Consider the following 26262-nt stretch of genomic DNA (forward strand, 5'->3'; position numbering starts at 1 on the left):
AATCCCCAAAGGGTCAGCGGAAGCGGAGTGCTGTGGGGCCCTGCACCTTGGAACCGCGACGCTGCTTGGCCGGCATGGCGGCCAGCTTCTCGCGCAGCTCCACCGCGTACGACGCCAGTGCCTCGACCAGATCCGGCACGCTCGCGTGCTGGGGCTGGACGTCGACGCGCAGGCCGAACTCGGTGGCCGTCTCGGCGGTCTTGGGGCCGATCACCGCGACGACCGTGCGGGCGTGCGGCTTGCCGGCGATGCCGACCAGGTTGCGGACCGTCGAGGACGAGGTGAAGAGCACCGCGTCGAAGCCACCCGACTTGATCGCGTCGCGGATCTCGGCCGGCGGCGGCGCGGCCCGCACCGTGCGGTACGCGGTCACGTCGTCCACCTCCCAGCCCCGCTCGATCAGGCCGGCGGCCAGCGTCTCGGTGGCGATGTCGGCCCGCGGCAGCAGCACCCGGCCGACCGGGTCGAGGATCTCGTCGTGCGGCGAGAACTCGGCCAGCAGACCCTCGCTGGACTGCTCACCCTGCGGGAGCAGCTCGGGCTGGATGCCGAACGACCGGACCGCCTCGGCGGTGGCCTCACCGATGCAGGCGATCTTGACGCCACCGAAGTGGCGGGCGTCGAGACCGTGCTCGTCGAATTTCTCCCAGACCGCGCGGACCGCGTTGACCGAGGTGAAGACAACCCAGGCGTAGCGGCCGTCAACCAGGCCCTTGACCGCGCGCTCCATCTGCGCCGGGGTGCGCGGGGGCTCGACCGCAATGGTCGGCACCTCGCACGGGATGGCGCCGTAGGCCCGCAGCCGGGCGCTCATCGCACCGGCCTGCTCCTTGGTCCGGGGCACCAGGACCTTCCAGCCGTAGAGCGGGCGATTTTCCCACCAGCTCATCGTGTCGCGCTCGGAAACCTCGGAGCCGACGGTCAGCACCACGCGGCCGGTGAAGCCGAGCGCGGCGGCGACGAAGCTGTCGACCGTGGACGTCGTCGTGTACTGGGTCTCGCCGGTGCCGTCGCCGGTCACCGCGACCGCGGTGCCGGGCTCGACGCCCGCGGCGAGCAGTCCGTCGCGGACCGCGGCCAGGTCACCGGCGTCGACCGCGACCGCGAACGACCCCTTGAGGGCGGCCGTGGCGAGCGCGTCGAAGTCGAGGGCGGTGATGTCGCCGACGTCGGCCGTGACACGGACGCCGGGCAGCGGCACACCGGCGTAGGTGGCCACCCCCTCGGCCTGGCCCAGACCTGGCACGACCTCGAAGTGCACGGCGGTGCGGGCCACGGCCTGCACCTCCTTGACCACGGACTCGTGACCGAACGGGTCGCCGGCCACCAGGTGGACGGCCGACAGACCCGACTTGGCCGCGGAGAGCAGCACCTTGGCGACGTCGCCCGGAGCGCCCTCGGCCGGGCTGAACTGAGCGTCCTGTTTGGCCTCCGACCGGATGGCGGAAAGCAGGGACTCGGGCACCCCGCGGTCGTAGACCACCTGGTCGGCATCGGTGAGCGCGGCGTGCGCGCGGCGGGTCAGCAGTTCCGGGTCGCCTGGTCCGGCGCCGACGAACGCAATGCGTCCTGCTGGCTTGCGGGCGGTGCGGGTGGTCATTCTGTGCTCCCGATCAGGGTGTCGGCGCCGGCGTCGAGGAGATCGGCGGCGAGCGCCTTGCCGATCTCCGCCGCGTCGGCGGGCGTTCCGGTGCGCGACAGCCGGATGGCTCGAACCCCATCCGGGCTGATCACCGCACCGCGCAGGTAAATCTCGTCGCCTTCCTCGCCCTCGGCGAGTTCGGCGTGTGCCGCGACCGGTGCGGAGCACCCGGCCTCGAGCGTGGCGAGCATCGCCCGTTCCGCCGTGACGGCGGCCCGGGACGGTGCGTGGTCGAGCGCGGCCAGCAATTCGACCAGGTCTGCGTCGTCGGCCCGGCACTCCACGGCCAGCGCGCCCTGGGCGGGGGCCGGCAGCATGAGCATCGGGTCGAGCGTCTCCGCGATCTCGGCGACTCTGCCGATCCGCGCCACCCCGGCCCGGGCCAGAACCACCGCGTCCAGATCGGCCTCGGGTCCGTGAACCCGGGCGATCCGGCTGTCGATGTTCCCGCGGATCGGCGTGACCTGCAACTCTAGGCCCAAAGCACGCAGTTGCGCGATTCGGCGCACCGCGCCGGTGCCGATCACGGAGTGCGGCGGGAGCTCGGCCAGCGTCCGGCCACCCTTGGCGATCAGCACATCGCGCGGGTCCTCACGGACCGGGATGGCGGCGATGTGCAACCCCGGGTGGGTGGCGGTGGGCAGGTCCTTGTACGAGTGCACGGCGAAGTCGATCTCGCCGCCGATCAGCGCGTCGCGCAGCGCCGACACGAAGACACCGACACCGAGCTGGGCCACCGGGGCGGCCGAGCGGTCGCCGGTGGTGACGATGCGCACCAGCTCGACCGGGCGACCGGTGGCCGCGGTCAGCGCGTCGGCGGTCTGCCGGGACTGGGCGAGTGCCAGCGTGCTGCCTCGCGTGCCCAGGCGCAGGGGCGTACTCACGCCTGTCCTCCGATCTCAGGAACCGCATTCGCCGGTGTGGCGTGCGGCACGTCCAGGTCGAACAGCTCGCGCAACAGGGCGGCGTACTGGTCTCCGCCGGGCTCGGCGGCCAGCTGGCGCACCCGTACGGTCGGCGAGTGCAGCAGCTGCTGGACGACGCGATGCAGCGTACGGGAAACGTCGGCTCGTTGCTCCTCGCTGAATTCCGACCGGCGCGAGTAGAGCTTGCGCAGCTCGGCGGCGACCACGTCCTCGGCCCGGCTGCGCAGCGCGGCCACCGTCGGCGCGATGTCGGAGCCGCGCAGCCAGGCCAGGAAGTGATCGACCTCGCCGGCGACGATCTGCTCGACCGCGGCCGTCTCGGCGGCGGCCGGCATCGAGCGACGGGTGGCGGCCAGGCTGTCGATGTCGATCACGGTGACGCCCGGGACGTCGGTCGCGTCCGGGGCCACGTCGCGCGGCACGGCCAGGTCGAGCACGACCAGCGGCGCGGCGGCTTCAAGCCGCTCGCGGGTGAGCACCGGCTCGGTCGAGGCGGTGGCCGAGACCACCAGGTCGGCCTCGCTCAGCGCCTGGTCCAGTTCGTCGTACGGAACGGCGACCGCGCCGTAGGCCTCGGCCAGCCGATCGGCCCGGCCGGCGCTGCGGTTGGTGATCCGCAGCGGGCCGACGCCGGCCCGGGTCAGGGTGGCCACCGACAGGGCGCCCATGGCACCCGCGCCGACGACCAGCGCGCGCCGGCCGGTGAGATCGCCCAGCTCGGCCTCGGCCACGTCGAGCGCGGCGGTCACCACGCTCTGCCCGGCCCGGTCGATCCCGGTCTCGGCGTGCGCGCGCTTGCCGACCCGCAGCGCCTGCTGCATCAGCTCGTGCAGCAGCCGGCCGGCCGAGTCGGCCTCGGTCGCGGCGTGATAGGCGTCGCGCAGCTGGCCGAGGATCTGCGACTCGCCCACGACCATCGAGTCGAGACCGCTGGAGACCTTGAACGAGTGCAGCACCGCTGCCTCGTCGTAGTGCACGTACAGGTGGCCGGCGAGCTCGGTGGCGGGGATGCCGGAGACCTCGGCCAGCACGTTGCAGATGTCGCCGAGGCCGCCGTGGAACGTGCTGACCGCCGCATAGATCTCCACCCGGTTGCAGGTGGAGAGGACGACCGCCTCGCCGACGAACGGCTGCGCGACGAGTTTCTCGAGCAACCCGGGCACCGCGTGATCGGCGATGACGAGTCGTTCGAGCGTGGCGACATCGGCGGTGCGGTAGGACGCACCGACGCTGAGGAGATTCACGACCCGACCGCCTCCTGATTGCCCGCCGCCGCGGCGGACCGGCCGCCCGGCAGCGCCGTCAGCGATGCCTTGCGGTGTTCGTGGAAAGAGAGAATCTGCAGTTCGATGGCCAGATCGACCTTGCGGACGTCGACGCCGCTGGGCACCGAGAGCACGCACGGGGCGAAGTTCAGGATGCTGGTGACCCCCGCGTCGACCAGCACGTCGGCGACCGCCTGGGCGGCGCCGGCCGGGGTGGCGATCACGCCGATGGCGATGTTCTCCTCGACGGCGACCCGCCCCAGGTCCTCGATGTGACGCACGATCAGGCCCTGTATCTCTTCGCCGACCTTGGACGCGTCGGCGTCGAAGAGCGCCACGATCTTGAAGCCGCGGCTGGCGAAGCCGTCATAGCCGGCCAGCGCGTGACCGAGATTACCGAGACCGACCAGGCAGACCGCCCGGCGCTGGTCGAGGCCGAGGACATACTCGATCTGCTCGATCAGCAGCGCCACGTCGTAACCGACGCCACGGGTGCCGTACGACCCCAGATGCGAGAGATCCTTGCGCAGTTTGGCCGAGTTGACCCCGGCGGCGGCCGAGAGACCCTCGCTGGAAACGGTGTCGGCACCCGCCTCACCGAGGTTGTGCAGGGCGCGAAGATACTCGGGCAGTCGCGCGATGGTCGCCTCCGGAAGATCCGGAAAGGCGGTGACGGAACCGGCGCGGTCGCCTGGGGCGTTGCCGGGCGTGCTTCCGTGACGCTGCTGACTCATCTGACTCCGTGCCGACGAGGTGGCTAACCTGCGAACCCTCGGGCGCCTGGCTGAACCGGCTGTGCTATCGGGGTTCTCCGAAACCAAAGAGTAGGCGCTTGTGAAGGCGTGCACAAATCGCGATCTTGGTGATGCGGGTGGACAAAGATCATCGGGCGTGTTAACAGCCCCTATTGGAGTATGCCCGGTTCACGACCGCACCGACCACCTTGCTACAGGGTACGGGCGATCGTGACCGCTTCGACCAGACTGTCCGCGACCGGACGACCCGAGGCGCGCAGGCGGGACGGATCGGTGAAGCCGCCGGTATAGAGGACGATCGCCGCGCCCACCGAGTCGGCCGCCGCGGCGTCGTCGAGCGAGTCGCCGATCAGCACGACCTGGGCACCGGTCAGCCCCAGCTCGGCCAGGTGCTGAGCCAGATGACCGGCCTTGAGGTGCCCGCCCATCTCGGTGCGCAACCCGTCGACCCGGGTGAAGACACCGGCCAGACCGTACGTCTCGACGGCCGGCACCAGCTCGTTGTGGAACCACATCGACAGCAACGACTGCGATCCCGGCCACTCCTTCAGCGCCGCCGAAGCGTCCGCGGCCAGGGCCATGCTGGTCAGACCCATCCGGTACGCGTCGTGGAAGATCCGGTCGAGCCGGCCGAACTCCTCGTCGTCGACCGATCGCTCGAGCATCTCGGCGTAGAACTCGGCCACCGGACGGCGGAACCGGCTGCGGTGCTCGTCGGCGTCGACCGCTCGCCCGCCCACCGCCGCGAAGGCCTCGTTCGTCGACGAGACCACCAGGCTCAAGTCGTCGAGGAGGGTGCCGTTCCAGTCCCAGACCAGGTGAGTGCGTGCCACGGCGAAGAACTTACAGCCGGGGCTCCCCGGGCTGTCGAGCCAGATCGCCCAGCAGCCGGGACTCCTCAACCCGCCAGTAGCCGTGCTCGGCTCCGTCCAGCAGCACGACCGGCACCCGGTCGCCGTAGTCGCGCTCGAGGTCGATCGACGAGTCGACGTCGACCCGCACCCACTGGCCAGGAAGGATCCGGTCGAGGACGGCCTCGGCCTCTTCGCACAGGTGACAGCCGTCCCGGCTGATCAGTGTCACTCGGCTCATGCCGACAAGTCTCTCTTGCGCACCTTGCCGGTGACCGAGTGGGGAAGCTCACGCACCAGCTCGACACTCGGCAGCTTGAACCGGGCGAGCTGGGCCGCGCAATAGACCTGCAGCTCGGCCGGGGTGGGCGGCGGGTCGATGGCGGCCACCACGAAGGCGTGCGGCCGCTGCCCGGACTCCTCGTCGGGCACGCCGACCACGGCCGACTCGGCCACCCCCGGGTGCGAGCCGAGCACCCGCTCGATCTCGGCCGGATAGACGTTGAAGCCGTGCACCAGGATCAGGTCGTCGACCCGGTCGACCAGGTGCAGGTCGCCGTCGCCGTCCGCGTACGCGATGTCGCCGGTGGCCCACCAGCCCTCGGCGTCCGGACCGCCCTGCCCGCCGGGCCAGTAACCGGAGAAGAGGTTGGCCCCGCGCACCACGATCTCGCCCGGGTCGGTGCCGGCCACATCCTCGACGGAGAGGTCGAGCTCGGCCAGGTCCTCCTCCGGTGAGGCGGTGCCGTCCTCCCAGAGCACCTGACCGGCCGGGGAGCGCAGCCGCAGCGATACGCCGGGCAGCGGCCGCCCGATCGAGCCTGGCTTGCCCCGATCACTGACCGCGGTCGTCGTGAGCACCGGCGCGGTCTCGGTCAACCCGTAGCCGACCAGGATGCTCCGGCCGGTCGCCGCACCGAAACGGGCCATCTCGTCCGGCGGCATCGGGGCCGCTCCGCACACGGCCGTACGCACGCCGCGCAGCGCCGGCTCCACGCCGGGCTGCCTCGACCAGGCCGCATACATCCCGGGCACACCGACCACGACGGTCACCCCGCGCTCGGCGATCACGGCGAGGGAGGCGACCGGGTCGAACCGGTCGATCAGCACCCCGGTCGCCGCGTGGTGGGCGACCGAGCCCAGCCCGGTGTTCAACCCGTACGCGTGGAACAGCGGCACCCCGAGCAGCACGGTGTCGTCCGGACCGACCACCGGCGGGTCGATCGCGTCGAGCTGGTCATGGTTGGCGGCGAGCGCGGCGTGGGTGAGCATCGCGCCCTTGGGCCGGCCGCTCGTCCCCGACGTATAGAGCAGCACGGCGAGGCCGGACGCCGCGACCGGCGGCAGCTCGGCGGCCGGCGCGGCCGGATCCGGATCGAAGTCCGGGCGTACGTGATCGGGGCCGCCGTCCTCGGCGATGACCAGGGTCGCACCGGAGTCGGCGATCGCATGGTCGAGCTCGGCGGGCGAATAGCCCGGGTTGAGCGGTACGGCCACCCGCCCGGCCCGCAGGACCCCGAAATAGGTCACCACGAAGTCGGCCGACGTGGCGAGCACGATGGCGACCCGCGCGCCCGGCGGCACCAGCGCCGCGATGCGATGCGCCGCCGCGGTCACCCGCCGATCGACGTCGGACCAGGACAGAGTGATCTCACCGGTGATGATCGCGGGGCTGTCGGGCCGTCGCCGGGCGGCCACGGCGACCGGGTCCCGGGCTGCTTCGTCCACGAGGCACGAGTCTGGCACACCATCCACGGAAGTGGACGGCGGACATCTTGTCCGTCGCGCGGGTACCCGTGTCGGTCATCGTGTCAGACGTTCCTTGTGTCGCCTCTGCGCCACTTCGTACACTTTTCGCGCAGCGCACACATTGTGCGACTCCGCGTATCCGGAGTCCGTGATACTTCGCGTCTGAGTAACGGACTCCAAAACCCTGGGTGAGGTCGGTCGGCAGTATCGCGGGCCACTTCACCCCTTTTGCTATGAGTGATCACCCCTCATCCCGAGGAGGCCGCTGTGCCACAAGCACGAAGAAACTGCGTATCCCTGTCTGGCGGGACGGATCTGCAGTCGGAGCAGAGCCGCCGGGTCGAGGAGGCGCAGTGAGTCATGTTCACGCCGGGGATCCGTACAACAGCTCCCTCTCCGACGGGCTGACCGGCCTGCGCCAGTCGGTCGACGACATGATCGTCAACACCATCCGCGGCGACGGTCCCAAGCGGACCCGCAACCGCCCGCACATCAACGAGTCGCCGGGCCAACGGCTTCCACCGACCGGCAACGCCAAGCCGATGAGCGGAGGCGGCCGGGTGGCCGTACCCGGTCGTCCGCAGATGCCCGCGCAGCCCACCGCGGGCCAGCGCAGCAACCTCCCCGAGGCCTCGGGAGTGGGTGAGCAGACGGTCGTCGTCCCGGCGCAGAGCACCACCGGCCCGCAGCGCGACTCCGAGCCGCCCAAGTATCCGGCCCGCCCCGACCCGGGCGACGCCGCGGCCGAGGTGTGGGCGCTGGTCGAGCGGGCCCAGGCCGGCGAGTCGGAGGCGTTCGGCCTGATCTACGACCGGTACGTCGACACGGTCTTCCGTTTCGTGTATTTCCGGGTCGGCAACCGCCAGCTGGCCGAGGACCTCACCTCGGACACGTTCCTGCGCGCGCTCAAGCGCATCGGCAGCTTCACCTGGCAGGGCCGCGACCTCGGCGCCTGGCTGGTGACGATCGCCCGCAACCTGGTCGCCGACCATTTCAAGTCGGGCCGCTACCGGCTCGAGGTGACCACCGGCGACGTGCTCGACGCCGATCGTGAGGCCCGCGGCCCCGAGGGCAGCCCGGAAGCCTCGGTGGTCGACCACATCACGAACGTCGCCTTGCTGACCGCGGTCAAGCAGCTCAACCCGGAACAGCAGGAGTGCATCGTGCTGCGGTTCCTGCAGGGCTTCTCGGTGGCCGAGACGGCCCAGACGATGGGCAAGAACGAGGGCGCCATCAAGGCGCTCCAGTACCGCGCGGTCCGAGCTTTGGCGAGGCTTCTCCCCGAGGGGTTCCAGGCGTGATCGCCTGCACCGAGTGGCAACCACCCGCCACCAACGGACGGCCTCGCCGACGAGGGCCAGGAGAGCACGCCATGAAATACAGCGTGACCGGATGGGGGCTCAGCGTGACGGGGCTCTCGCCCCATACCCGATGCGGGGCGTCCGTCCCCGTAACCGGGGACGCGTGTCGCGCGTTTGTCCGAGTGCGACCCCGGGCGGCTTCTTCGGCCTCCCGCTTCGTCGCGACCGCCGGCGATGCAGCCGGCGAGACATTCACGAGCGAGGGGAGGTGCCCGCGGTGAACTTCGATCTCTTCGACCGGCGGAGCGCCGAGCGCTTCGCGGAGCTTCTCGACGAGAGCACCGGCGGCCGCCGGCACCATAGCCGAGGCCCGGCCGACGAGCAGCTCGCCGAGCTGGTCGCCATCGGCAGCAGCCTGTCCTCCGCACGTCCGGGGGCCCGGGTCGAGCCCGAGTTCCGCACCGGACTGCGGGCCATGCTGGTCGCCACCGCCGAGCGGGACGGCATCGGCCGCACCGCGACGGCCGTCGAGGAAGCACCCGCCCGATCCGCGGCCGACCGCACCGGCCGGCTGCGGCACAGCATTCTCGGCCACGGCGGCCGCATCCGGGCCCGAGGCGCCATCGTCATCGGAGTCGCGGCCGGCGCGCTCGCCGTCTCCGGGATCTCCGCGGCCAGCGAGAACGCATCACCGGGGGACGCCCTGTACGGGGTGAAGCGCTCGACCGAACGCGCCCAGCTGGCGATGGCCGGCTCGGACGTCACGCGCGGCCAGCTGTCGCTGGACTTCGCGAGCACGAGGCTCGCCGAGGCGGCGGCCATGCCGGGCAACGACGCCAGCTTCGGCGGCGTGCTCGACGACATGGACGCGGACACCCGCAAGGGCGTCAAGCTGCTCACCACTTCGGCGGTGGCCCGCAAGGACATCAAGCCGCTGGCCACGATCGACACCTTCGTCGAGCGGCAGCGCCAGACGTTGTCGCCGGCACTCGACCGGCTGTCCGCCGGAAACCAGGAGCGGGCACAGGCGTCGATGGGCCTGCTCGAGACGGTGAGCAAGCGGGCGGAAAGCCTGCGTACCGGCCTGGCCTGCGACACCGTGGTCTCGGCGGGTTCCGACAAGCTCGGGCCGAAGCTGAAGAACTGCGCCGCGGACGACGACCAAAGCAAGCGGTCCACGCCGTCGCGCCCGTCCGGGCAGGGCAAGCAGGCACCCCGGCCCGGCGGCTCGACAAGCGTGAAGGTGCCGCGCCAGAGCAAGCCGGCCGTCGTGCCGACGATCACGGCCGACGCCCAGGAGCCGGCTCAGCAGCGGATTCCTTCACTCGCGCCCGACCTGCCGCTGGGCGGAACCCCGCTGCGGACATCGCCGTCGGCCGACGAGGTGCCGCAGAACCGTCAGCAGCAGCAGCAGCAGCAACAGCAGCAGCAGCTGGACGAGCCGGAGCCGGCCGAGGGTGAGGACGACGGCATGCTGGACGGTCTGTTCGGCGGGATCTTCGGCAGCGACTGATCCACGGAGCATGGCGAGGGGCGGTGCCGGGATATACCCGGGGCCGCCCCTCACTTTTGACTATAAACGCCCGAGCCGTCACTCAAAAGCACCATTGCCTCAGAGGCCGAACGGGTCGGGCCGCTTCTCCAGCAACTCCAGCAACGTGGCCTGGATGGTCTCGCGCACCTGATCGGCGAGGTTGTAGACGACCATCGGGTCGTCGGCCAGATCGGTCAGGTGCTCGGTCGGGATCGGCGGGCAGAACTGGATCAGCCACTTGCTCGGCAGCGGCACCAGACCCAGCGGGCCCAGCCACGGGAAGGTCGGCGTGACCGGGAAATACGGCATGCCGAGCAGCCGGGCCAGCGGCTTGATGTCGGCCAGGATCGGATAGATCTCCTCGGCGCCGACGATCGCCACCGGGACGATCGGGGTGCCGGTGCGCAGTGCGGCCGAGACGAATCCGCCCCGGCCGAAACGCTGGAGCTTGTAACGGTCGGTGAACCGCTTGCCGATCCCCTTGAACCCCTCGGGGAAGACGCCGACCAGCTCGCCCGTACTCATCAGCCGTTCGGCATCCGGGTTGCAGGCCACGGTCGCGCCGGACTTGCGGGCCAGCTCGCTCACCACCGGCATGCGGAAGACCAGGTCGGCGCCGAGCAGGCGCAGATGCCGTTCCTGCGGGTGCTGGTCGCGGATGGCCACGCCGAGCATCAGCGCATCGAGCGCGAGCGTGCCCGAGTGGTTGGCGACGACCAGGGCGCCGCCGTCCTTGGGCACGTTCTCGATGCCGTACACCTCGGTGCGGAACCAGTCGTGATAGAGCACCCGCAGCAGGGGCTGGAACACGGCGTCGTTGAGCTCGACGTCGAAGCCGAACTCGTCGACCTCGTAGCTGCCGGCGAGACGGCGGCGCAGGAACGCGAGCCCGCGGGCCACGCGCTGATCCCACACGTCGAGCGGATCAGGCTCGACCTCGGGGGCGGGATGGTGGCCGTTCCCGTTCATCGACGGCACCTCCGGAATCGGGCGTCGGCCGTTGACCCGCACCGGCTCGGCCGGGCGGGGCAGGGTGAAGTCGGCGTGCCCCGGCAGCATGCCCCGGAATTCGTCCTGACTCAACGCCGGTCACCTCCCGCCGTGGCTCCGGCCCGCACCCGGCGGATGCCGTCGAGGATGGCGCGCTCGGCCGCGGCGAGGCGATCGGCGGTGATCGACGAACCGTTGGCGTGGCCCTTGATGAAGTCGTCGAAGGCCTCGGCCGTGGTGCGCGGCGTGAAGCCGAACTCGCTCACCAGGCGGGTCGTGTCGACCACCCGGCCGTGCACGAAGAGGTCGATCTGGTCGAAGCCGATCTGGCCGACCCCGACGTTGCGGGCCACCCCGGCGAGGGTGGAGAGCGTGCCCTCGGGCAGCGGCACCGAGATGCGCCCGGCCCGGCGGATCGCCTGGGAAAGCGCGAGGATGCCGGCGCCGGCCACGTTGAAGGTGCCCGCGTGCTCCTCGATGACCGAGCGGTGCAGGATCTCGAGGGCGTCGTCGACGTGGACGAACTGCAGCCGGGCGTCCCGGCCGAGCACGGTCGGCACGACGGGCTGCGCGAAATAGCGGGTCAGCGTCGTGTCGGCGGTCGAGCTGATGAACGGCGCGAAGCGCAGCACAGTGGCCGCCACCTCAGGGCGGCGGCGACGGAAGCCGCGCACGTAGCCCTCGATGTCGAGGATGTCGCGCGCGAACGAGCCTCGCGGCACGGCCCGCGGCTCGGTGTCCTCGGTGAAGACCCCGGGATCGCGGAAGGACGCGCCGTAGGCGGCCGTGGACGAGCGCACCACGAGCTTGCGCAGACGCGGCGCGGCCTGAGCGGCCGCGAGCAGCTGCATCGTGCCGATGACGTTCTGCTCTTTCATCGCCGCACGGCCGTGCTGAGCGTCGGGCGCACTGGTCACCGAGAGGTGCACGATGGCCTCCGCGCCCAGGTCGGGCAGGGCGACAGAAGCCGCGCGGGCGTCGGCCCGGATCAGCTCGACGTCGGCCAGCAGCTCACGCAGAGCTGTGGGCGGTTCGTGCGGATCCAGGCCGACGACGCGGTCGATCCGGGAATCTGCGGCGAGACGAGCGGCCACCCGGGCGCCGAGATATCGGCTGACTCCGGTGACCACGACGACGCGGGGCGGAGAGGTCACGTCGGGCGCACCTTCCGATGCGTGCGGATGCGGTGCGTGGGCAAGAACCTGCCCGGTCGGGTCAGAGACCCGACCGCAGGCTACTTGCCCAATTTGCGACGCTGGACGCGGGTCTTGCGCAGCAGCTTGCGGTGCTTCTTCTTCGCCATACGCTTGCGGCGCTTCTTGACCACGGAGCCCATACGAAATGCCTCTCGAAACCTGGTGGCTCGGAGCGGGCGTGCCGTGCGGCGCAACCCGTTTCCGATCTGAGTCGACGGCCCCGGCGCTCATCGCGGCCGGGAGCCAACCGCACCAGCGTACCGGCCCGGCCGAGGCCGGGCCAAAACGGCCCCAGGCCTGTGTTACGCCGTCTGGGAGAACGCGCCGCGCAAATACTCGTGAACAGCGTGCTCGGGCACCCGGAACGACCGCCCGACGCGGACGGCCGTGAGGTCACCCCCGTGCACCAGCCGGTAGACCGTCATCTTGGAGACCCTCATCAGGGCGGCCACCTCGGCCACGGTCAGGAACCGCACCTCCGAGAGCCGTTCCTCGGTCTGGGCTGGACCCGTCATGTCGTCGCACCTTTCGGGGCACATGCCACGGCGGCCGAGGGGGCCGGCGACGCGGCGGAGAACGTGCGTGTCATCAGAACGGTATCGATACGTCTGTGACCAACGCGATACGTTCCGTGAAAATGACCCGAAAAAGTCAAGGCCGACACGCCGGTTCTGGTGCGTTTTAGACCTAATTGTTGCTCTTGAGGCGACTACCGGCCCAGGAGAGAGCGGCCGAGGACGGTCACGGTGCGCGGACGCTCGGCCAGGCGGCGCATCAGATAGCCGTACCACTGCTCGCCGTACGGCAGATACACCCGCACCACGTTGCCGCCGGCGGCCAGGCGAGCCTGCTCCGCCACCCGCAGGCCGTGGAGCATCTGGAACTCGTACTCGTCGGCTGTGCGGTCGAACCAGCGGGCCCGGTCCTCGGCGATGGCGATCAGCCGGGGGTCGTGGGTGGCGACCATCGGATAACCGTCGCCCGACATCAGGATGGTGAGGCAGCGCACGAACGACTTGTCGATGTCGAGGGCCGACTGGAAGGCGACCGACTCCGGTTCGGCATACGCGCCCTTGCAGAGCCGCACCCGCGACCCGGCCGTGGCCAGTTCGCGGCAGTCACCCTCGGTGCGGCGCAGGTAGGCCTGCAGCACCGCACCGGTGCCCGGGTGGTCCTTGCGCAGCTCGGTGAGGATCTCAAGGGTGGAGTCGGTCAGCGTGTGATCCTCGGCGTCCAGCGTCACCGTCGTGCCGGCCTCGGCCGCGGCCGCACAGACGGCCAGGGCGTGCTCGTAGGCGAGCCGCTCGTCGAGCCGCTGACCCAGGGCCGAGAGCTTGACGCTGACCTCGGCCACCGGCGCCAGACCGGCACTCTTGAGCCGGCCGAGCAGGTTGCGGTATTCGTCGCGGACCGCCACCGCCTGCTCCACGCTGCGGGTCTCGGCCGACAGGTGCTCGAAAGTGAGCGCGAGACCGTCGTCGGCCAGAGCCCGGCCGGTGTGCAGCGCCGCGTCGGCGTCGGCCCCCGCGACGAGCCCGCGAGCGACGTTTCCGCTGAGGGGCGCGGAGGTGGCGAGCCGCCCGAGACGGTCCGAACCGGCGGCGGTAAGGAGCAGGTGACGGAGCATGACCCGAGCGTATCGTCCGGAACACCCGGTATCGCGCGAGTGCCACGGGCGCAGTCAGCCACAACGCTTATGTTCCCGGGGCTCGGGGGCGGCTACCTTTGTCGGGTGAACTTCGATGCGTACGCCCGTACCGCGGTCGACCTCGTCAACGCGGAGCTGGCCGATCTCGCCGGGCTGCGGGCCCTGTTCGGCGACGAGCAGGCCTGGATGCGCGACGAGGTCGTCGACAAGGACGTGGCGGTGTTCCGCCGCGCCCAGCGGCGCCTGCGCGACGTCTTCGAGTACGGGACGTCCGGCCGCGACGGTGACGCGGTCAAGGAACTCAACGCCCTGCTCGAGGTGTTCCCGGTGCAGCCGCGAATCTCGGGGCACGACGCGGCCGACTGGCACATGCACGTGACCAGCCGCGGCTCGTCGGTCAGCTCGGAATATCTGGCCGGCGCGGCCTGGGGCCTCTCGGTGTGGCTCTGCGAGTTCGGCAGCGCCCGCTTCGGCATCTGCGCCGACGAGCGGTGCGGCAACGTCTACCTCGACACGTCGTCCAACAACTGCCGGCGATTCTGCTCGGAGCGGTGCGCCACCCGCTCACACGTCGCCGCCCACCGCGCGCGCAAGCGCGCTGAGCTTGCCGGCTCCGCTTCGCTCCGCGGGGCAATCGCCGTTTAGGTCATTGAGATGGCAGTCGACTTCCCCACACGTGATGGGGCGGGGCCACTGAGCTCACGCGCGGGTGATTGCGGGGGTGGCCGACTCGGCCGGGGCCAGGTGCTTGCGGGCGAACTCCAGGGACTCGCGCAGGTCGGCCTCGCGGACGGCCCGGCTCGCGGCCTTGCGGGTCGAGACCTCGAGCGCGACCGAGCCGGTGAAACCGCGAGCCGACAACGACCGCAGCAGCTCGGCGCACGGCTGATTGCCCCGGCCGGGCACCAGGTGCTCGTCGCGGCCCTCGCCGGTGCCGTCGCCCAGGTGCACGTGCTTGAGGCCGGCCCCCATCTTGTCGGCCATGCCGAGCGCGTTGATGCGCGACGCCGCGCAGTGCGACAGATCCAGCGTGTAGGCGTCGAAGCCGGTCTCGGTCGGATCCCAGCCCGGGGTGTAGGGCACGAACCAGCGGCCGGCCATCTTGACCGGGAACATGTTCTCGATCGCGAAGGACAGGTCGGGGTGCCGCTCCTGGACCTTGGCCAGGCCGGCGGCGAAATTCTTGGCGTAGTCACGCTGCCAGCTGAACGGCGGGTGCACCACGACGGTGGGAGCGCCGAGCGTCTCGGCCAGCTGGGCAGCCCGGTTGAGCCGCTCCCACGGGTCGGGGCTCCAGACCCGCTGGGTGACCAGCAGGCAGGGCGCGTGCACCGAGAGCACCGGCAGGTTGTAATGGTCGGACAGACCCTTCAGCGCACCGGCGTCCTGGCTGACGCGGTCGGTCCACACCATGACCTCGAGGCCGTCGTAACCGGTCGTGGCAGCCAGTTCGAACGCAGCGGCCGTCGGCTCGGGGAAGACCGACGAGCTGGACAAGAGCACGGGGACGCGGGAACTCACGAGGTCAAGGGTAGACCCGTTTGTCGCGTACGCCTTCTCCTCGACCGGGTATATGCCTGCATACCGGGCGTCGGCTCGGGCTTTGCCGTACCGCGCGCGTACGCTGTCGCAGGTGAGCCGCCGTGACCAGATCCGCATCACCCTGGCCCCCGCGGCAGCCGCCCGCGCCGCCGAGGTCGACCTGGACTTTCCTCGTGAGTGGATCGAGTTCCTCGACCCCGACGACGAGAAGCACCTGGTGCGGGCCGACCTGACCTGGTTGCTGTCCCGGTGGACCTGCGTCTTCGGCTCCGCCTGCCACGGCATCGTCGCCGGTCGGGCGCAGGACGGCTGCTGCTCGCACGGGGCGTTCTTCACCGACGCCGACGACGAGAACCGGGTGAAGGGCGCCGCCGCGAAGCTGACCCCGGAGACGTGGCAGCACTACCGCAAGGGCTTCAAGAACTACACCGAGCTCGACACGATCGACGGCGCGAAACCCGCCCGCCGGACGGCGATCCAGTCCGAGGACGGCCCGTGTGTCTTCCTCAACGACGCGAGCTTCGCCGGTGGTGGTGGGTGCGCTCTGCACGCCCAGGCGCTGCGGGACGGCGTCCACCCGCTGGAATACAAGCCCGACGTCTGCTGGCAGCTGCCCGTGCGCCGCGAGCAGGACTGGATCAAGCGGCCGGACGGGACGAAACTGCTGCAGTCGACGCTGACCGAGTTCGACCGGCGGGGCTGGGGACCGGGTGGGCACGACCTCGACTGGTGGTGCACGTCGTCTCCGGAGGCCCACGTCGGCAGCGATCCGATGTACATCTCGTACGCCCCGGAGCTGACCGCGCTGATCGGCAAGGGTGCCTACGGCCGGCTGGCCGAGCTCTGCGACGCCCGGGTCAAGTCGGGCCTGATCGCGGTGCACCCGGCGACCGTCGCGGCCGCCGCCGCCGCGATCCCCCAGAAGCGCGGCGGACGTGAGCCCGCCGCGCCGCCTGGTTCCTAGGGCTCGAATTTGTAGCCGAGGCCGCGGACCGTGACGATGTAGCGCGGCGTCGACGGCTCCGGCTCCACCTTGGAACGCAGCCGCTTGACGTGCACGTCCAGGGTCTTGGTGTCACCGACGTAGTCGGCCCCCCAGACCCGGTCGATCAGCTGGCCACGGGTCAGCACCCGGCCGGCGTTGCGCAGCAGCAACTCGAGCAGCTCGAACTCCTTGAGCGGGAGCTGCACGCCGGCACCGTCGACCGTGACCACGTGACGCTCGACGTCCATCCGCACCGGACCGGCGGCCAGCGTCGGCGTCGTGACCTCGGCGGCCTCGGCACCCTGGCGGCGGAGCACGGCGCGGATGCGAGCCACCAGCTCGCGCGGGGAGTACGGCTTGGTCACATAGTCGTCGGCGCCGATCTCGAGACCGACCACCTTGTCGATCTCGCTGTCCCGGGCGGTCACCATGATGATCGGCACGGCCGAGCGCTGCCGCAGCTGGCGGCAGACCTCGGTGCCGGACATCTCGGGAAGCATGAGGTCGAGCAGCACGATGTCGGCACCGGTCCGGTCGAACTGCGTCAGCGCCGAGGTCCCGGTCGGGGCGACCGACACCTCGAAGCCCTCCTTGCGCAGCATGTACGACAGGGCGTCGGAGAACGACTCCTCATCTTCGACCACGAGCACGCGGGCCAATGTGGTTCCTTCCATCTTCCGGCTGCCGGGACTCAACGTCCGGCCGCACCGGACTCGATCTCAATTGCCGTCGGTAACGGCAAGGGGGCTTCGGGGGGGACGGGCCGGTAGGCGCAGGGTGAACGTCGAACCGTCACCCAGGGTGCTGGTCACATCGACCCGGCCGCCGTGGTTGGTCGCGATGTGCTTGACGATCGCCAGGCCCAGGCCGGTGCCGCCGGTCGACCGCGAGCGGGCCTGGTCGGCCCGGTAGAACCGTTCGAAGATGCGGTCGACGTCGTGCGGGGCGATGCCGATGCCCTGGTCGGCCACGTCGATCTCGACCCAGTCGTCGCCCTGGCGCAGCGTGATCTCGACCTTGGTGTCCTCGCCCGAGTAGGCGATCGCGTTCTCCACCAGGTTGGTCACCGCGGTGGCGACCTGACTGTCGCTGCCATAGACCATGGCACCCTTGGGCCCGCTGTAGACCACCTCGATGCCCTTGGCCGAGGCCGTGGTGCGGGTGCGGTCGACGACCTCGGCGATGACCCAGTCGGCGGCGACCGGCTCGGGAGTCGGCAGCGGCTCGGCGCCCTGCAGGCGGGTCAGCTCGAGCAACTCGCTCACCAGGCGGCCCATCCGGGCCGACTCGTGGTGGATCCGCTCGGCGAACCGGCGGGCGGCCAGCAGGTCCTCCGACTGCTCCTCAGCGGGGCCGGCCACCTGCAGCTCGGTCGCGTCGAGCAGGGCCTCGGCGAGCAGTTGCAGCGCGCCGATCGGCGTCTTGAGCTCGTGGCTCACGTTGGCCACGAAGTCGCGCCGCACCCGGGCCAGCCGGTGCGACTCGGTGACGTCGGCCGCCTCGATCGCGACGTGAGTGGAGTTGAGGGCGACCGCGCGCAGGTGCAGCCCGAGCGGGGCCGCGGCGGCGCCGGCCCGGCCGCGGGGCAGGTCGAGCTCCACCTCGCGGCGGACACCGGTGCGGCGCACCTGGCCGGCCAGCGTCCGCAGGATGGGGTGGGCGGCGATTGTGCCCGGCGCCCCACCGGAGCGCAACAGGCCCATCGCCCGGGCGGCCGGGTTGACCAGCACCGGGTGGTCCTCGGCGTCGAGGACCACCACGCCGACACGCAGCGAGTCGAGGCTCTTGCGACCCAGCCCCTTCATGCCGTGCTTGCCGGTGCGCTGCTCGTCCGTGTCGATGGCGCGTCCCCCCTTGAGCGATCCGTCCCCGGCCGGCGGCGCCGGCGACCTGCGTCCCCGGACGGCCAGCGCCCCGACGAGCGCGCCGACGACGAGCGCGACAACGATCAGGGGGATGCCGTACACCAGGTCCACGCAGCGATCGTAGGGTCATTGTTTACCTGGCTACTACCATCAGACGGACAAAACGGGCGGGCGTCGAAGAATGTTCACCACTGCGCCCGGCGTCGTTCATTACCGTTCACGCGACCGCCGCCAGGCCCGCATAGTTTGTAGACCGACCACGGTCGTGCCCTGCCCTGGGAACGGCCCCACCGAACCCCGGGACGAAAAACATGCGCGAGGAGTTCCAGTCCGACCTCAACGAGGTCAGTCGCCTGCTGGTGACGATGGCGGAGGCCGTGCGGGAAGCGCTGCGCAAGGCCACGACCGCCCTGCTCACCGCCGATCTCAAAGCCGCTCAGTCGGTCATCGAGCGCGACCAGGAGGTCGACGAGATCTACAGCCAGGTCGAGGCCAAGGTGGCCGACACCATCGCCCGCCAGGCGCCGGTCGCCTCCGACCTGCGGATGGTCATCACCGCCCTGCACATCTCGGCCGACCTCGAGCGGATGGGTGACCTGGCCGAGCATGTGGCCAAGACGGCCCAGCGGCGGCACCCGTCGCCCGCCGTGCCGGCCGAGCTGCGCCCGGTCTTCAAGGACATGGCCGACGTGGCCGACCGGATGGCCGGCAGCATCGCGGGCCTGCTGGCCAAGCCCGACGCCGAGCTCGCGGCCAAGCTCGAGCACCAGGACGACGACATCGACGAGCTGGAGCGTCAGCTCTTCAAGATCATGCTGGACGACGACTGGCCGTACGGCGCCGAGACGGCGATCGACGGCGCGCTGCTGGGCCGCTTCTACGAGCGGTACGCCGACCACGCCGTCAACGTGGGCGAGCAGCTGGTTTACCTGATCACCGGAGAGCCGGTGGGCGACCAGAGCTGAGCTGACGCTCGCCTGGCCGGCAAAGGGGCCGGGACGCCACGGGGGCGTCCCGGCCCTTTTGCAAGTGTCAGCGACCCTGGTTGGCGACCGCGGCGGCGGCTTCCTTGGCCGCCTCGGGGTCGAGATACTCGCCGCCCGGCTTCAGCGGGCGCAGGTCGTCGTCGAGGTCGTAGCGCAGCGGGATGCCGGTCGGGATGTTCAGCTTCGAGATCGCCTCGTCGGAGATGCCGTCGAGGTGCTTCACGAAGGCGCGCAGCGAGTTGCCGTGCGCGGCGACCAGCACGGTCTTACCGGCGCGCAGGTCCGGCACGATCTCGTCATACCAATAGGGCAGAGCCCGCACCAGCACGTCCTTCAGGCACTCGGCCGTCGGCTTGGCCTCGGACGGCAAGAAGGCATACCGCGGGTCGTCGAACTGCGAGAACTCCGAGTCCGGCTCGATCGGCGGCGGCGGCACGTCGTAGGAGCGCCGCCAGAGCATGAACTGCTCCTCGCCGTACGTCTCGAGGGTCTGCTTCTTGTCCTTGCCCTGCAGGGCGCCGTAGTGGCGCTCGTTGAGCCGCCACGACCGCTTCACCGGAATCCAGTGCCGGTCGGCGACGTGCAGGGCGATCTCGCTCGTGCGGATCGCGCGGCGCAGGACGCTGGTGTGCACCACGTCGGGCAGCACCCCGCTCTCCTTGAGCAGCTCGCCGCCGCGCCGGGCCTCGCCCTCACCCTTGGCGTCGAGATCGACGTCGACCCAGCCGGTGAAGAGGTTCTTGGCGTTCCACTCGCTGTTGCCGTGCCGCAGCAGCACCAAAGTCCCTGTCATGACCTCCATCCTGCCGCAGCCGCCTGAACGCCGGGTGGGGACCCTCAAGTGGCGACCACCACGTGGAAACCAACTTGCGCGGCCGTTTAAGTTGTAAGGCAGCAGGAGCCGAGCGCTACTTACGGGGGCACGTGTGCGGGGTTGGTACGAGCAGGCCGTCGGCGGCCTGCCCCGGCAGTTCTGGCTGCTCTGGACCGGGACGCTGATCAACCGGCTCGGTTCGTTCGTGGTGATCTTCCTGGCCATCTACCTGACCGGCGAGCGGCACTTCTCGCAGAGCGAGGCCGGGCTGGTCATCGGCCTCTACGGCGTCGGCGGCGCACTCGGCACCACGGTCGGCGGGGTGCTGGCCGACCGCTGGGGGCGCAAGCCGACGATGCTGACCGCCCAGTTCGGTGCGGCCGCGCTGATGCTCGCGCTCGGCTTCGCCCACGACTACGGCCAGATCATCTCGGTCACGTTCCTGCTCGGCTTCTTCAGCGAGGCGGTGCGGCCGGCCTTCTCGGCGATGATGGTCGACGTCGTGCCCGAGCGTGACCGGGTCCGGGCGTTCTCGCTCAACTACTGGGCCATCAACCTGGGCTTCGCGCTGGCCGCGGTGGGTGCGGGCCTGGCCGCCAAGGCCGATTACCTGCTGCTCTTCGTGGTCGACGCGGGCACGACCCTGATCACCGCGCTGATCTGCCTGACCTTCATCCGGGAGACCAAGCCCTCCCGTACGGCTGTCCGGCTGCCCCACGACAGCGCGGGCGGCGGCATGATGACCGTGCTGCGCGACCGGGTCTTCGTCACCTACCTGCTGGTCTCGCTGGGCGGCATCGTCGTGATGATGCAGCACCTGTCGACGCTGCCGATCGCGATGACCGCCGACGGCCTGTCCGCCGCGACGTACGGCTGGGTGATCGCCGTCAACGGGGTGCTCATCGTCCTCGGCCAGCTGTTCATCCCCAAGCTGATCGGCGGGCGCGAGCCGTCCCGGGTGCTGGCCCTGGGCTCGCTGATCATCGGCGTCGGGTTCGGGCTCAACGCCTTCGCCGACGCGTCCTGGTTCTTCGCGCTGAGCGTGGTGATCTGGACGCTCGGCGAGATGATCCAGTCGCCCAGCAACGCGACCACCGTGGCCGCCCTCTCCCCCGCCGCCCTGCGAGGTCGTTACCAGGGGCTCAACTCGCTCTCGTGGTCGGCCGGAGCGGCCCTGGCCCCGATCGCCGGCGGCTTCACCCAGCAGCACTTCGGCGACACGGTGCTGTGGCTCGGGTGTTTCGTGGTGTGCGCGCTGGTCGCCGGTGGCCACCTGCTCGCCGGGCCGAGCCGGCAGCGCCGGATGAGTGCGATCGCGCCGGCGGTGGCCTCACCGGTCGAGCTCGCGACGTCGTCCGAAACGCACCCGGTGCCCACCGTGGCCGAGCCGGTGGCCGACGCCCCGGCCAAGCTGCCGGCGCGGTAACGTCGCTATCTGTTAAGACGGTTACCGATAGAGGGAGCGGCCCGTGCGGGCTTGGCTTCGGGACACGGCCGGCGGCCTCTCCGCGACGTACTGGTATCTCTGGACCGGCCTGCTGATCAACAAGGTCGGCGGCTTCGCGGTGTTGTTCCTGTCGCTCTACCTGACCTCACAGCGCCACGCCGGCACCGCGCTGGCCGGGCTCATCGTGGGGACGTACGGGATCGGGGGTCTGCTCGGCACCCTGGCCGGCGGCGTCCTGACCGACCGCTGGGGCCGCCGCCGCACCCTGCTCGTGTCCCACTTCGCCACCGTCGTCGCGCTGACCGCCCTGGCCTTCAGCACCAGCCTCGCGGCGATCGCCGTGCTCTGCGCCCTGCTCGGCGTCGCCCAGTCGATGGCCGCCCCCGCCTTCGTCGCCGCGATCATCGACGTGACCCCCGCCGAGAAGCGGTCCCGCGCCTTCAACCTGCAGTTCTGGGCGCTGAACCTCGGGCTGGCGGGCGCCTCGCTGCTGGCCGGGCTGCTGGCGCAATGGAGCTACCAGGGCCTGTTCCTGATCGACGCGGCCTGCACCCTGGCCACCGGCGTGCTGATCACCTGGAAGGTGCCGGAGACGCTGCGCCGCCCGGTGACCCGCTCACCGGGCGGGCTCGGCACGGTGCTGACCGACCGGATCTTCCTGGTCTTCGTGGGGCTGACGCTGCTGCAGGCACTGATCTACACCCAGGCGAGCACGATCGTGCCGCTGGCGATGCACGCGGACGGGTTGAGCCCCTCGGCCTACGGGTCGGTGGTCGCCCTGGGCGGCGCCCTGATCGTGGTCGGCCAGCTCTTCGTGCCGCGCCTGATCGACGGCCGCCGCAAGGCCCGGGTGCTGGCGCTGGCGTTGCTGACCAACGGGGTGGGCTTCGCCGTGCTGGCCGCCGCCGACAGCGTGGTGCTCTATCTCGGCGCGGCGGTGATCTGGACGATCGGCAGCATGCTGGCCGCCCCACCCAACGCCGAGATCAACTCGGAGCTGGCGCCGCTCGCTCTGCGCGGTCGCTACCAGGCCGTGTTCTTCCTGACGTTCCCGGCCGCGTCGTTCCTGGCGCCGTCGCTGGGCGGGGCCGGCTTGCAGTACCTCGGGGACGCCCACTGGATCGTCGTGGGCGTGCTGGGGGCGGCCGCCGCGGCCCTGCACCTGTTGGCCGGACCATCCCGGGAGCGCCGGGTGGCCACAATCCGCGCCGAAACCGCGGTGACCTCGGACGTGGGTTGAGCCCGAATCCACTCCAGCCCCGCGCGGCGCACGCGGGTTGAACCCGAACCACCTCGAGCCAGCGCGGCGCACGCGGGTTGAGCCCCATCCAGTCCGAGCGCGGCGCACAAAAAAGGACGGCCCGAAGGCCGTCCCTTGGCACCGGCGGCGGCGGACGACGCCCATCCCCATAGGCGTCGCCCGCACTAACCGCCGGTCTCGGGTCGCGCCGTCCCCCAACGGCATATGCCACCCGTCCCCAAACGCCGGCCGCGGCGATCGTCTCCGATCAACCAGTTCCCCGAACTAACGGTCCGACGTCCATTGATTACGCTAGTTGGGCCGGTCAAGGCAGACAAGCCAACTGGCTGTCCGCCATCTGTCTGCACCATCACAGTCACCCACTACTGGCCGATCGGCGGATGACCTGTCCCACATCTGGGCTGGACAAATGCGACAGTCCGGACGTTCGTCTATTCGTCGGGATTCTCGAGCTGGAAGAAGTTGCTGCGCTCGCCGCCCGATCGCCGTTCCTGGTAGATGAAGTTCAGCCGGCGCTTGTCGAACGCGTCGAACCATTCCGCCCAGCTGACCTCGACCAGCCCGTCACCTGAATACCCCGGGAAATCGAAACGCAGCACACCGAGATGGCCGTCGTGCTGGGTGCCGGCCACGGTCGACGGCACGGCGCGCCGGGACTTGGCCCACTGACGAATCACTTCGTGATCGGTCGTGACAAGACTGCGACCGTCGCGTTCCGGCCGGTCGCTGGTCGACTTGATCTCCTGGGAGTAGTCGAGCGACTTCGACGCCTTCTTGCCGGTCCGCTTGCCGCCGTCCGCGCTCTTCTTCGCCGTGCTCGACGACTTGGCCGAGTTCGGCGCCTTGGCCGGACTCGACGCCTTGGCCGAGTTCGACGACTTCGCCGTGCTCGACGACTTGGCTGAGTTGGACGACTTGGCGGGACTCGACGCCTTGGCCGAGTTCGACGGTTTCGCCGTGCTCGACGACTTGGCCGAGTTGGACGACGACTTCGCGGGACTCGACGATTTCGCGGAGCTTGACGACTTCGCGGGGCTCGACGACTTCGCGGAGCCTGACGACTTCGCCGACTTCGCCGACTTCGCCGACTTGGCCGACGCGGACGACGACGCCTTCGCGGGCTTGACCGACGCAGACGGCGCCTTCGCAGACTTGGCCGACGCGGACCGTGCCGCGGCGGACGGCGACGACTTGGTGGACTTCGAAGCCGAGGCGGACTTCGACGCCTTCGCGACCTTGAGGCGAGCCTTCACATACCGCTCGACCAGCTCGGCCTTCTTCATCTCAGCGGTGCCCTTGACCCCCAGCTTGGTCAGCTGGGTACGCAGGTTGGCCACCTTCATGCCGGCGATCTTGGACTCGCTCACCTCGGGGGTGTCCGGGGTGTCGTTGTGGCTGGTCGGGTTCTTCCCGCCGCTCTTGGCACCCTTGGCGTCCTTGAGCTCGGCCTTGACCATCTTCTTGACCAGGTCGGGTTTCTTCAGGTCGGCGGTTCCCTTGACGCCGCGGTTCTTCAGTTCCCGGCGCAGCTCGTCGACCTTCATCCGGGCGATCTTGCTTTCGTTGACGTCCGGGGTGTTCGGAGTCTCGTTGCGGCTCGTCCGGTTCTTCGTGGTCTTCGTGGCGGCCACGCCATTCACCTCTTCTTCATCGGCGGATTTCTCTTCCCGTTCACCTACCCGGTTCCCGGAGCGCCGACACGACCTAGGAGGACGAATCCTCGGACGGTGCGAGGTGCTTGAACGCCTGCAGATTGGCCACCGACTCGCCGCGCTTGACCCGCCACTCCCACTCGCGCGTGATGGACGAGCCGAATCCGATCTCGAGCATGGTGTCGAACGATTCGTCGGCGTACGTCAGCACCGACCCCAGCAGTCGGTCGAGCTCGTCCTCGTCGAGCCCGGCCAGCGACACCCGCCCGGTCAGATAGACGTCGCCCGCGGCATCGATCGAGAACGCCACCGCGTACATGCGGGCGTTGCGCCGCAGCAGCCACGCCCACAGTTCCTCGTGCCGCTCGTCGGGGTGGCGCATCACGAACGCCTCGATGCGCAGGGCATGCTCACCGACGATCAGGTTGCACGCCGTCTTGAGCTTGTGCGTGCCGGGCAGGGTCACGACGTAGGCCCCCGGGCCGGTGGACTCCCACTCGAGCTCCCGGTCGGTCAGCGCCTTCTCGATCAGGTCGGTCACCATGCGTACGCCTCCAAGCGCTTCGCGATCAATGCGCGGTGCCCGGTCACGGCCTCACGGTAGACCCGCAGCAGCCCCTCGGCCGTCCGGTCCCAGGAGAAGTCGGAGGCGTGCGCGACCGCCCCGGCCGACAGCTTCTCGCGCAGCGCGGGTGCGGCGAGCAGGTCGTCGAGCACGCGGGCCCAGTCACCCGGATCGTGCCCGTCGACCAGGACCCCGCTCAACCCATCGCGTACGGCGGTGACCAGACCGCCGACCGCGGCCGCGACCACCGGCGTGCCGCAGGCCTGCGCCTCGAGCGCGACCAGCCCGAACGACTCGTTGAAGGACGGGACGGCGACCAGGTCGGCGCTGCGATAGAGCGCGGCCAGCCCGGCCCCGTCCTGCGGCGGCAGGAAGACCACCGAGTCGCTGACGCCCAGCGAGTCGGCGAGCTCGATGAGCGCGGTCGGCCGGTCGAGCCCACTGCCGCTCGGACCGCCGCAGATGACCAGCGTGGTATCCGGTTCACGCATCTTGGCCAGCGCCGAGATGAGGACATCGGGCGCCTTGAGCGGCTGGATGCGGCCGACGAAGGCGATCACCCGGCCGCGCTCGGGCAGGCCGAAACGGGCCCGGTCGGCCGGCCCGGGACGGAACCGGTCGAGGTCGACGCCGGGCTGGACGACGGTGACCCGGGCCGGGTCGGCGTCGTAGTAGGCGACCAGGTCCTGCGCCTCGAAGCGGGTGTTGGCCACCAGCTGGTCGGACTCGGCGACCACCTGCTCCTCGCCGATCACGCGGGCCTTGGGCTCGGGCCGGTCACCGGCCGCGATCAGCCGGTTCTTGACCTTGGCCAGGGTGTGCGCGGTGTGCACGTGCGGCACGCCCCAGCGCTCGCGAGCGAGCCAGCCGACCTGGCCGGACAGCCAGTAGTGGGAGTGGATCAGGTCGTAGCGGCCCGGCGGGTGCGCCGCCTCGGCCCGCAGCACGCCGTGGGTGAAGGCACAGAGCTGGGCCGGCAGCTCCTCCTTGGAAAGGCCCTCGAACGGGCCCGAGGTGATGTGCCGGACGGTGACGCCCGGGGCCATCTCGACGACCGGGGGAAGGTCGCCACGGGTGGCCCGGGTGAAGATCTCGACCTCCACGCCCAGGCCGGCGAGCCGCTTGCTGACCTCGACGATGTACACGTTCATGCCGCCGGCGTCGCCGGTGCCCGGTTGCTCGAGCGGGGACGTGTGAACCGAGAGGGTGGCAATGCGCCGGGGGGTCGGCCATTCTGCCACGATTGTTCCTCCTGGACGGGTGACACGGGGATTGTTGCGCCGTCATT

At 70.5% G+C, this 26262-nt stretch carries 25 protein-coding genes and 1 pseudogene; 7 read left to right on the top strand and 19 right to left on the bottom strand.

Features of this window, described 5'->3' with window-relative positions; translation table 11 throughout:
* Window positions 1–13 precede the first annotated feature (13 nt).
* From NAG42_RS04010 to NAG42_RS04040, 7 genes are all read right to left on the bottom strand, one after another.
* Complete coding sequence (locus tag NAG42_RS04010; protein ID WP_250027979.1) at window positions 14–1600, bottom strand: bifunctional uroporphyrinogen-III C-methyltransferase/uroporphyrinogen-III synthase; 1587 nt, start codon at window positions 1598–1600, stop codon at window positions 14–16.
* A complete protein-coding gene (hemC, locus tag NAG42_RS04015) occupies window positions 1597–2526 on the bottom strand; it encodes a hydroxymethylbilane synthase (protein WP_250027982.1) in 930 nt (309 codons plus the stop codon). The genes NAG42_RS04010 and hemC overlap by 4 nt, the downstream gene beginning before the upstream one ends.
* Window positions 2523–3812, bottom strand: a complete 1290-nt coding sequence (locus NAG42_RS04020) for a glutamyl-tRNA reductase (RefSeq protein WP_250027985.1) — start codon at window positions 3810–3812, stop codon at window positions 2523–2525. The genes hemC and NAG42_RS04020 overlap by 4 nt, the downstream gene beginning before the upstream one ends.
* Window positions 3809–4567 carry a redox-sensing transcriptional repressor Rex gene (locus tag NAG42_RS04025; RefSeq protein WP_250027987.1) on the bottom strand — a complete coding sequence of 253 codons (759 nt, stop codon included), beginning with the start codon at window positions 4565–4567 and terminating at the stop codon, window positions 3809–3811. Before NAG42_RS04025 ends, NAG42_RS04020 begins: the two co-directional genes overlap by 4 nt.
* Window positions 4568–4779: 212 nt before the next feature.
* The gene (locus NAG42_RS04030) at window positions 4780–5421 is read right to left on the bottom strand and encodes an HAD family hydrolase (RefSeq protein WP_250027989.1); all 642 of its coding nucleotides are present in this window, start codon (window positions 5419–5421) and stop codon (window positions 4780–4782) included.
* A 10-nt stretch (window positions 5422–5431) separates the two neighbouring features.
* The gene (locus tag NAG42_RS04035) at window positions 5432–5680 is read right to left on the bottom strand and encodes a glutaredoxin family protein (protein WP_250027992.1); all 249 of its coding nucleotides are present in this window, start codon (window positions 5678–5680) and stop codon (window positions 5432–5434) included.
* Entirely contained in the window at window positions 5677–7167 is a 1491-nt protein-coding gene (locus NAG42_RS04040; protein WP_250027993.1) for a class I adenylate-forming enzyme family protein, read from the bottom strand. The genes NAG42_RS04035 and NAG42_RS04040 overlap by 4 nt, the downstream gene beginning before the upstream one ends.
* Window positions 7168–7541: 374 nt before the next feature.
* Here NAG42_RS04040 and NAG42_RS04045 point away from each other — a divergent pair, with 374 nt between their 5' ends.
* Window positions 7542–8489 carry an ECF subfamily RNA polymerase sigma factor, BldN family gene (locus NAG42_RS04045; RefSeq protein WP_438872354.1) on the top strand — a complete coding sequence of 316 codons (948 nt, stop codon included), beginning with the start codon at window positions 7542–7544 and terminating at the stop codon, window positions 8487–8489.
* Window positions 8490–8766: 277 nt separating this feature from the next.
* Window positions 8767–10002 carry a DUF5667 domain-containing protein gene (locus NAG42_RS04050; RefSeq protein WP_250027996.1) on the top strand — a complete coding sequence of 412 codons (1236 nt, stop codon included), beginning with the start codon at window positions 8767–8769 and terminating at the stop codon, window positions 10000–10002.
* A 99-nt stretch (window positions 10003–10101) separates the two neighbouring features.
* Here the strand turns inward: NAG42_RS04050 and NAG42_RS04055 are convergent, their stop codons facing one another.
* From NAG42_RS04055 to NAG42_RS04075, 5 genes are all read right to left on the bottom strand, one after another.
* Window positions 10102–11106: a lysophospholipid acyltransferase family protein gene (locus tag NAG42_RS04055; RefSeq protein WP_250027999.1), complete on the bottom strand. Its 1005-nt coding sequence runs from the start codon at window positions 11104–11106 to the stop codon at window positions 10102–10104.
* Window positions 11103–12167, bottom strand: a complete 1065-nt coding sequence (locus NAG42_RS04060) for an NAD-dependent epimerase/dehydratase family protein (protein ID WP_250028000.1) — start codon at window positions 12165–12167, stop codon at window positions 11103–11105. The genes NAG42_RS04055 and NAG42_RS04060 overlap by 4 nt, the downstream gene beginning before the upstream one ends.
* A gap of 80 nt (window positions 12168–12247) precedes the next feature.
* Window positions 12248–12349, bottom strand: a complete 102-nt coding sequence (locus tag NAG42_RS04065) for a 30S ribosomal protein bS22 (protein WP_020520584.1) — start codon at window positions 12347–12349, stop codon at window positions 12248–12250.
* Between the two features lie 162 nt (window positions 12350–12511).
* Window positions 12512–12724 carry a helix-turn-helix domain-containing protein gene (locus NAG42_RS04070; RefSeq protein WP_203784881.1) on the bottom strand — a complete coding sequence of 71 codons (213 nt, stop codon included), beginning with the start codon at window positions 12722–12724 and terminating at the stop codon, window positions 12512–12514.
* Window positions 12725–12918: 194 nt separating this feature from the next.
* Window positions 12919–13836, bottom strand: a complete 918-nt coding sequence (locus tag NAG42_RS04075) for a proline dehydrogenase family protein (RefSeq protein ID WP_250028002.1) — start codon at window positions 13834–13836, stop codon at window positions 12919–12921.
* 105 nt (window positions 13837–13941) lie between these two features.
* On the opposite strand from NAG42_RS04075, the gene NAG42_RS04080 reads away from it, so the two are divergent.
* On the top strand, window positions 13942–14502 hold the full coding sequence (locus NAG42_RS04080; protein ID WP_250028004.1) for a CGNR zinc finger domain-containing protein: 561 nt from the start codon (window positions 13942–13944) through the stop codon (window positions 14500–14502).
* Between the two features lie 54 nt (window positions 14503–14556).
* On the opposite strand, the gene NAG42_RS04085 is transcribed toward NAG42_RS04080, so the two are convergent.
* On the bottom strand, window positions 14557–15378 hold the full coding sequence (locus NAG42_RS04085) for a sugar phosphate isomerase/epimerase family protein (protein ID WP_250028006.1): 822 nt from the start codon (window positions 15376–15378) through the stop codon (window positions 14557–14559).
* A gap of 112 nt (window positions 15379–15490) precedes the next feature.
* On the opposite strand from NAG42_RS04085, the gene NAG42_RS04090 reads away from it, so the two are divergent.
* The gene (locus NAG42_RS04090; RefSeq protein ID WP_250028008.1) at window positions 15491–16363 is read left to right on the top strand and encodes a DUF3109 family protein; all 873 of its coding nucleotides are present in this window, start codon (window positions 15491–15493) and stop codon (window positions 16361–16363) included.
* Here NAG42_RS04090 and NAG42_RS04095 read toward each other — a convergent pair.
* Window positions 16360–17043, bottom strand: coding sequence for a response regulator (locus tag NAG42_RS04095; RefSeq protein ID WP_250028009.1), 684 nt, complete (start codon window positions 17041–17043; stop codon window positions 16360–16362). The genes NAG42_RS04090 and NAG42_RS04095 overlap by 4 nt on opposite strands.
* Window positions 17044–17075: 32 nt before the next feature.
* Window positions 17076–18342: pseudogene (locus tag NAG42_RS04100) on the bottom strand (sensor histidine kinase).
* A 218-nt stretch (window positions 18343–18560) separates the two neighbouring features.
* Between NAG42_RS04100 and phoU the strand changes: the two are divergent.
* Window positions 18561–19214 carry a phosphate signaling complex protein PhoU gene (gene phoU / locus NAG42_RS04105; RefSeq protein WP_250028013.1) on the top strand — a complete coding sequence of 218 codons (654 nt, stop codon included), beginning with the start codon at window positions 18561–18563 and terminating at the stop codon, window positions 19212–19214.
* Between the two features lie 67 nt (window positions 19215–19281).
* Here the strand turns inward: phoU and NAG42_RS04110 are convergent, their stop codons facing one another.
* Window positions 19282–20028, bottom strand: coding sequence for a phosphoglyceromutase (locus tag NAG42_RS04110; protein WP_250028015.1), 747 nt, complete (start codon window positions 20026–20028; stop codon window positions 19282–19284).
* A gap of 133 nt (window positions 20029–20161) precedes the next feature.
* Between NAG42_RS04110 and NAG42_RS04115 the strand changes: the two genes are divergently transcribed.
* Window positions 20162–21475, top strand: coding sequence for an MDR family MFS transporter (locus NAG42_RS04115; protein ID WP_250028016.1), 1314 nt, complete (start codon window positions 20162–20164; stop codon window positions 21473–21475).
* A gap of 43 nt (window positions 21476–21518) precedes the next feature.
* Window positions 21519–22736: an MFS transporter gene (locus NAG42_RS04120; RefSeq protein ID WP_250028018.1), complete on the top strand. Its 1218-nt coding sequence runs from the start codon at window positions 21519–21521 to the stop codon at window positions 22734–22736.
* Between the two features lie 452 nt (window positions 22737–23188).
* Here NAG42_RS04120 and NAG42_RS04125 read toward each other — a convergent pair whose 3' ends face one another.
* From NAG42_RS04125 to mshA, 3 genes are all read right to left on the bottom strand, one after another.
* The gene (locus NAG42_RS04125; protein WP_250028020.1) at window positions 23189–24388 is read right to left on the bottom strand and encodes a hypothetical protein; all 1200 of its coding nucleotides are present in this window, start codon (window positions 24386–24388) and stop codon (window positions 23189–23191) included.
* Window positions 24389–24461: 73 nt separating this feature from the next.
* Window positions 24462–24953, bottom strand: coding sequence for a type III secretion system chaperone family protein (locus NAG42_RS04130; RefSeq protein WP_250028022.1), 492 nt, complete (start codon window positions 24951–24953; stop codon window positions 24462–24464).
* A complete protein-coding gene (gene mshA, locus NAG42_RS04135) occupies window positions 24947–26215 on the bottom strand; it encodes a D-inositol-3-phosphate glycosyltransferase (RefSeq protein ID WP_250028023.1) in 1269 nt (422 codons plus the stop codon). The genes NAG42_RS04130 and mshA overlap by 7 nt, the downstream gene beginning before the upstream one ends.
* Between the last annotated feature and the right edge of the window lie 47 nt (window positions 26216–26262).

The organism is Paractinoplanes maris, assembly GCF_023544465.1.
GTDB lineage: Bacteria > Actinomycetota > Actinomycetes > Mycobacteriales > Micromonosporaceae > Actinoplanes > Actinoplanes maris.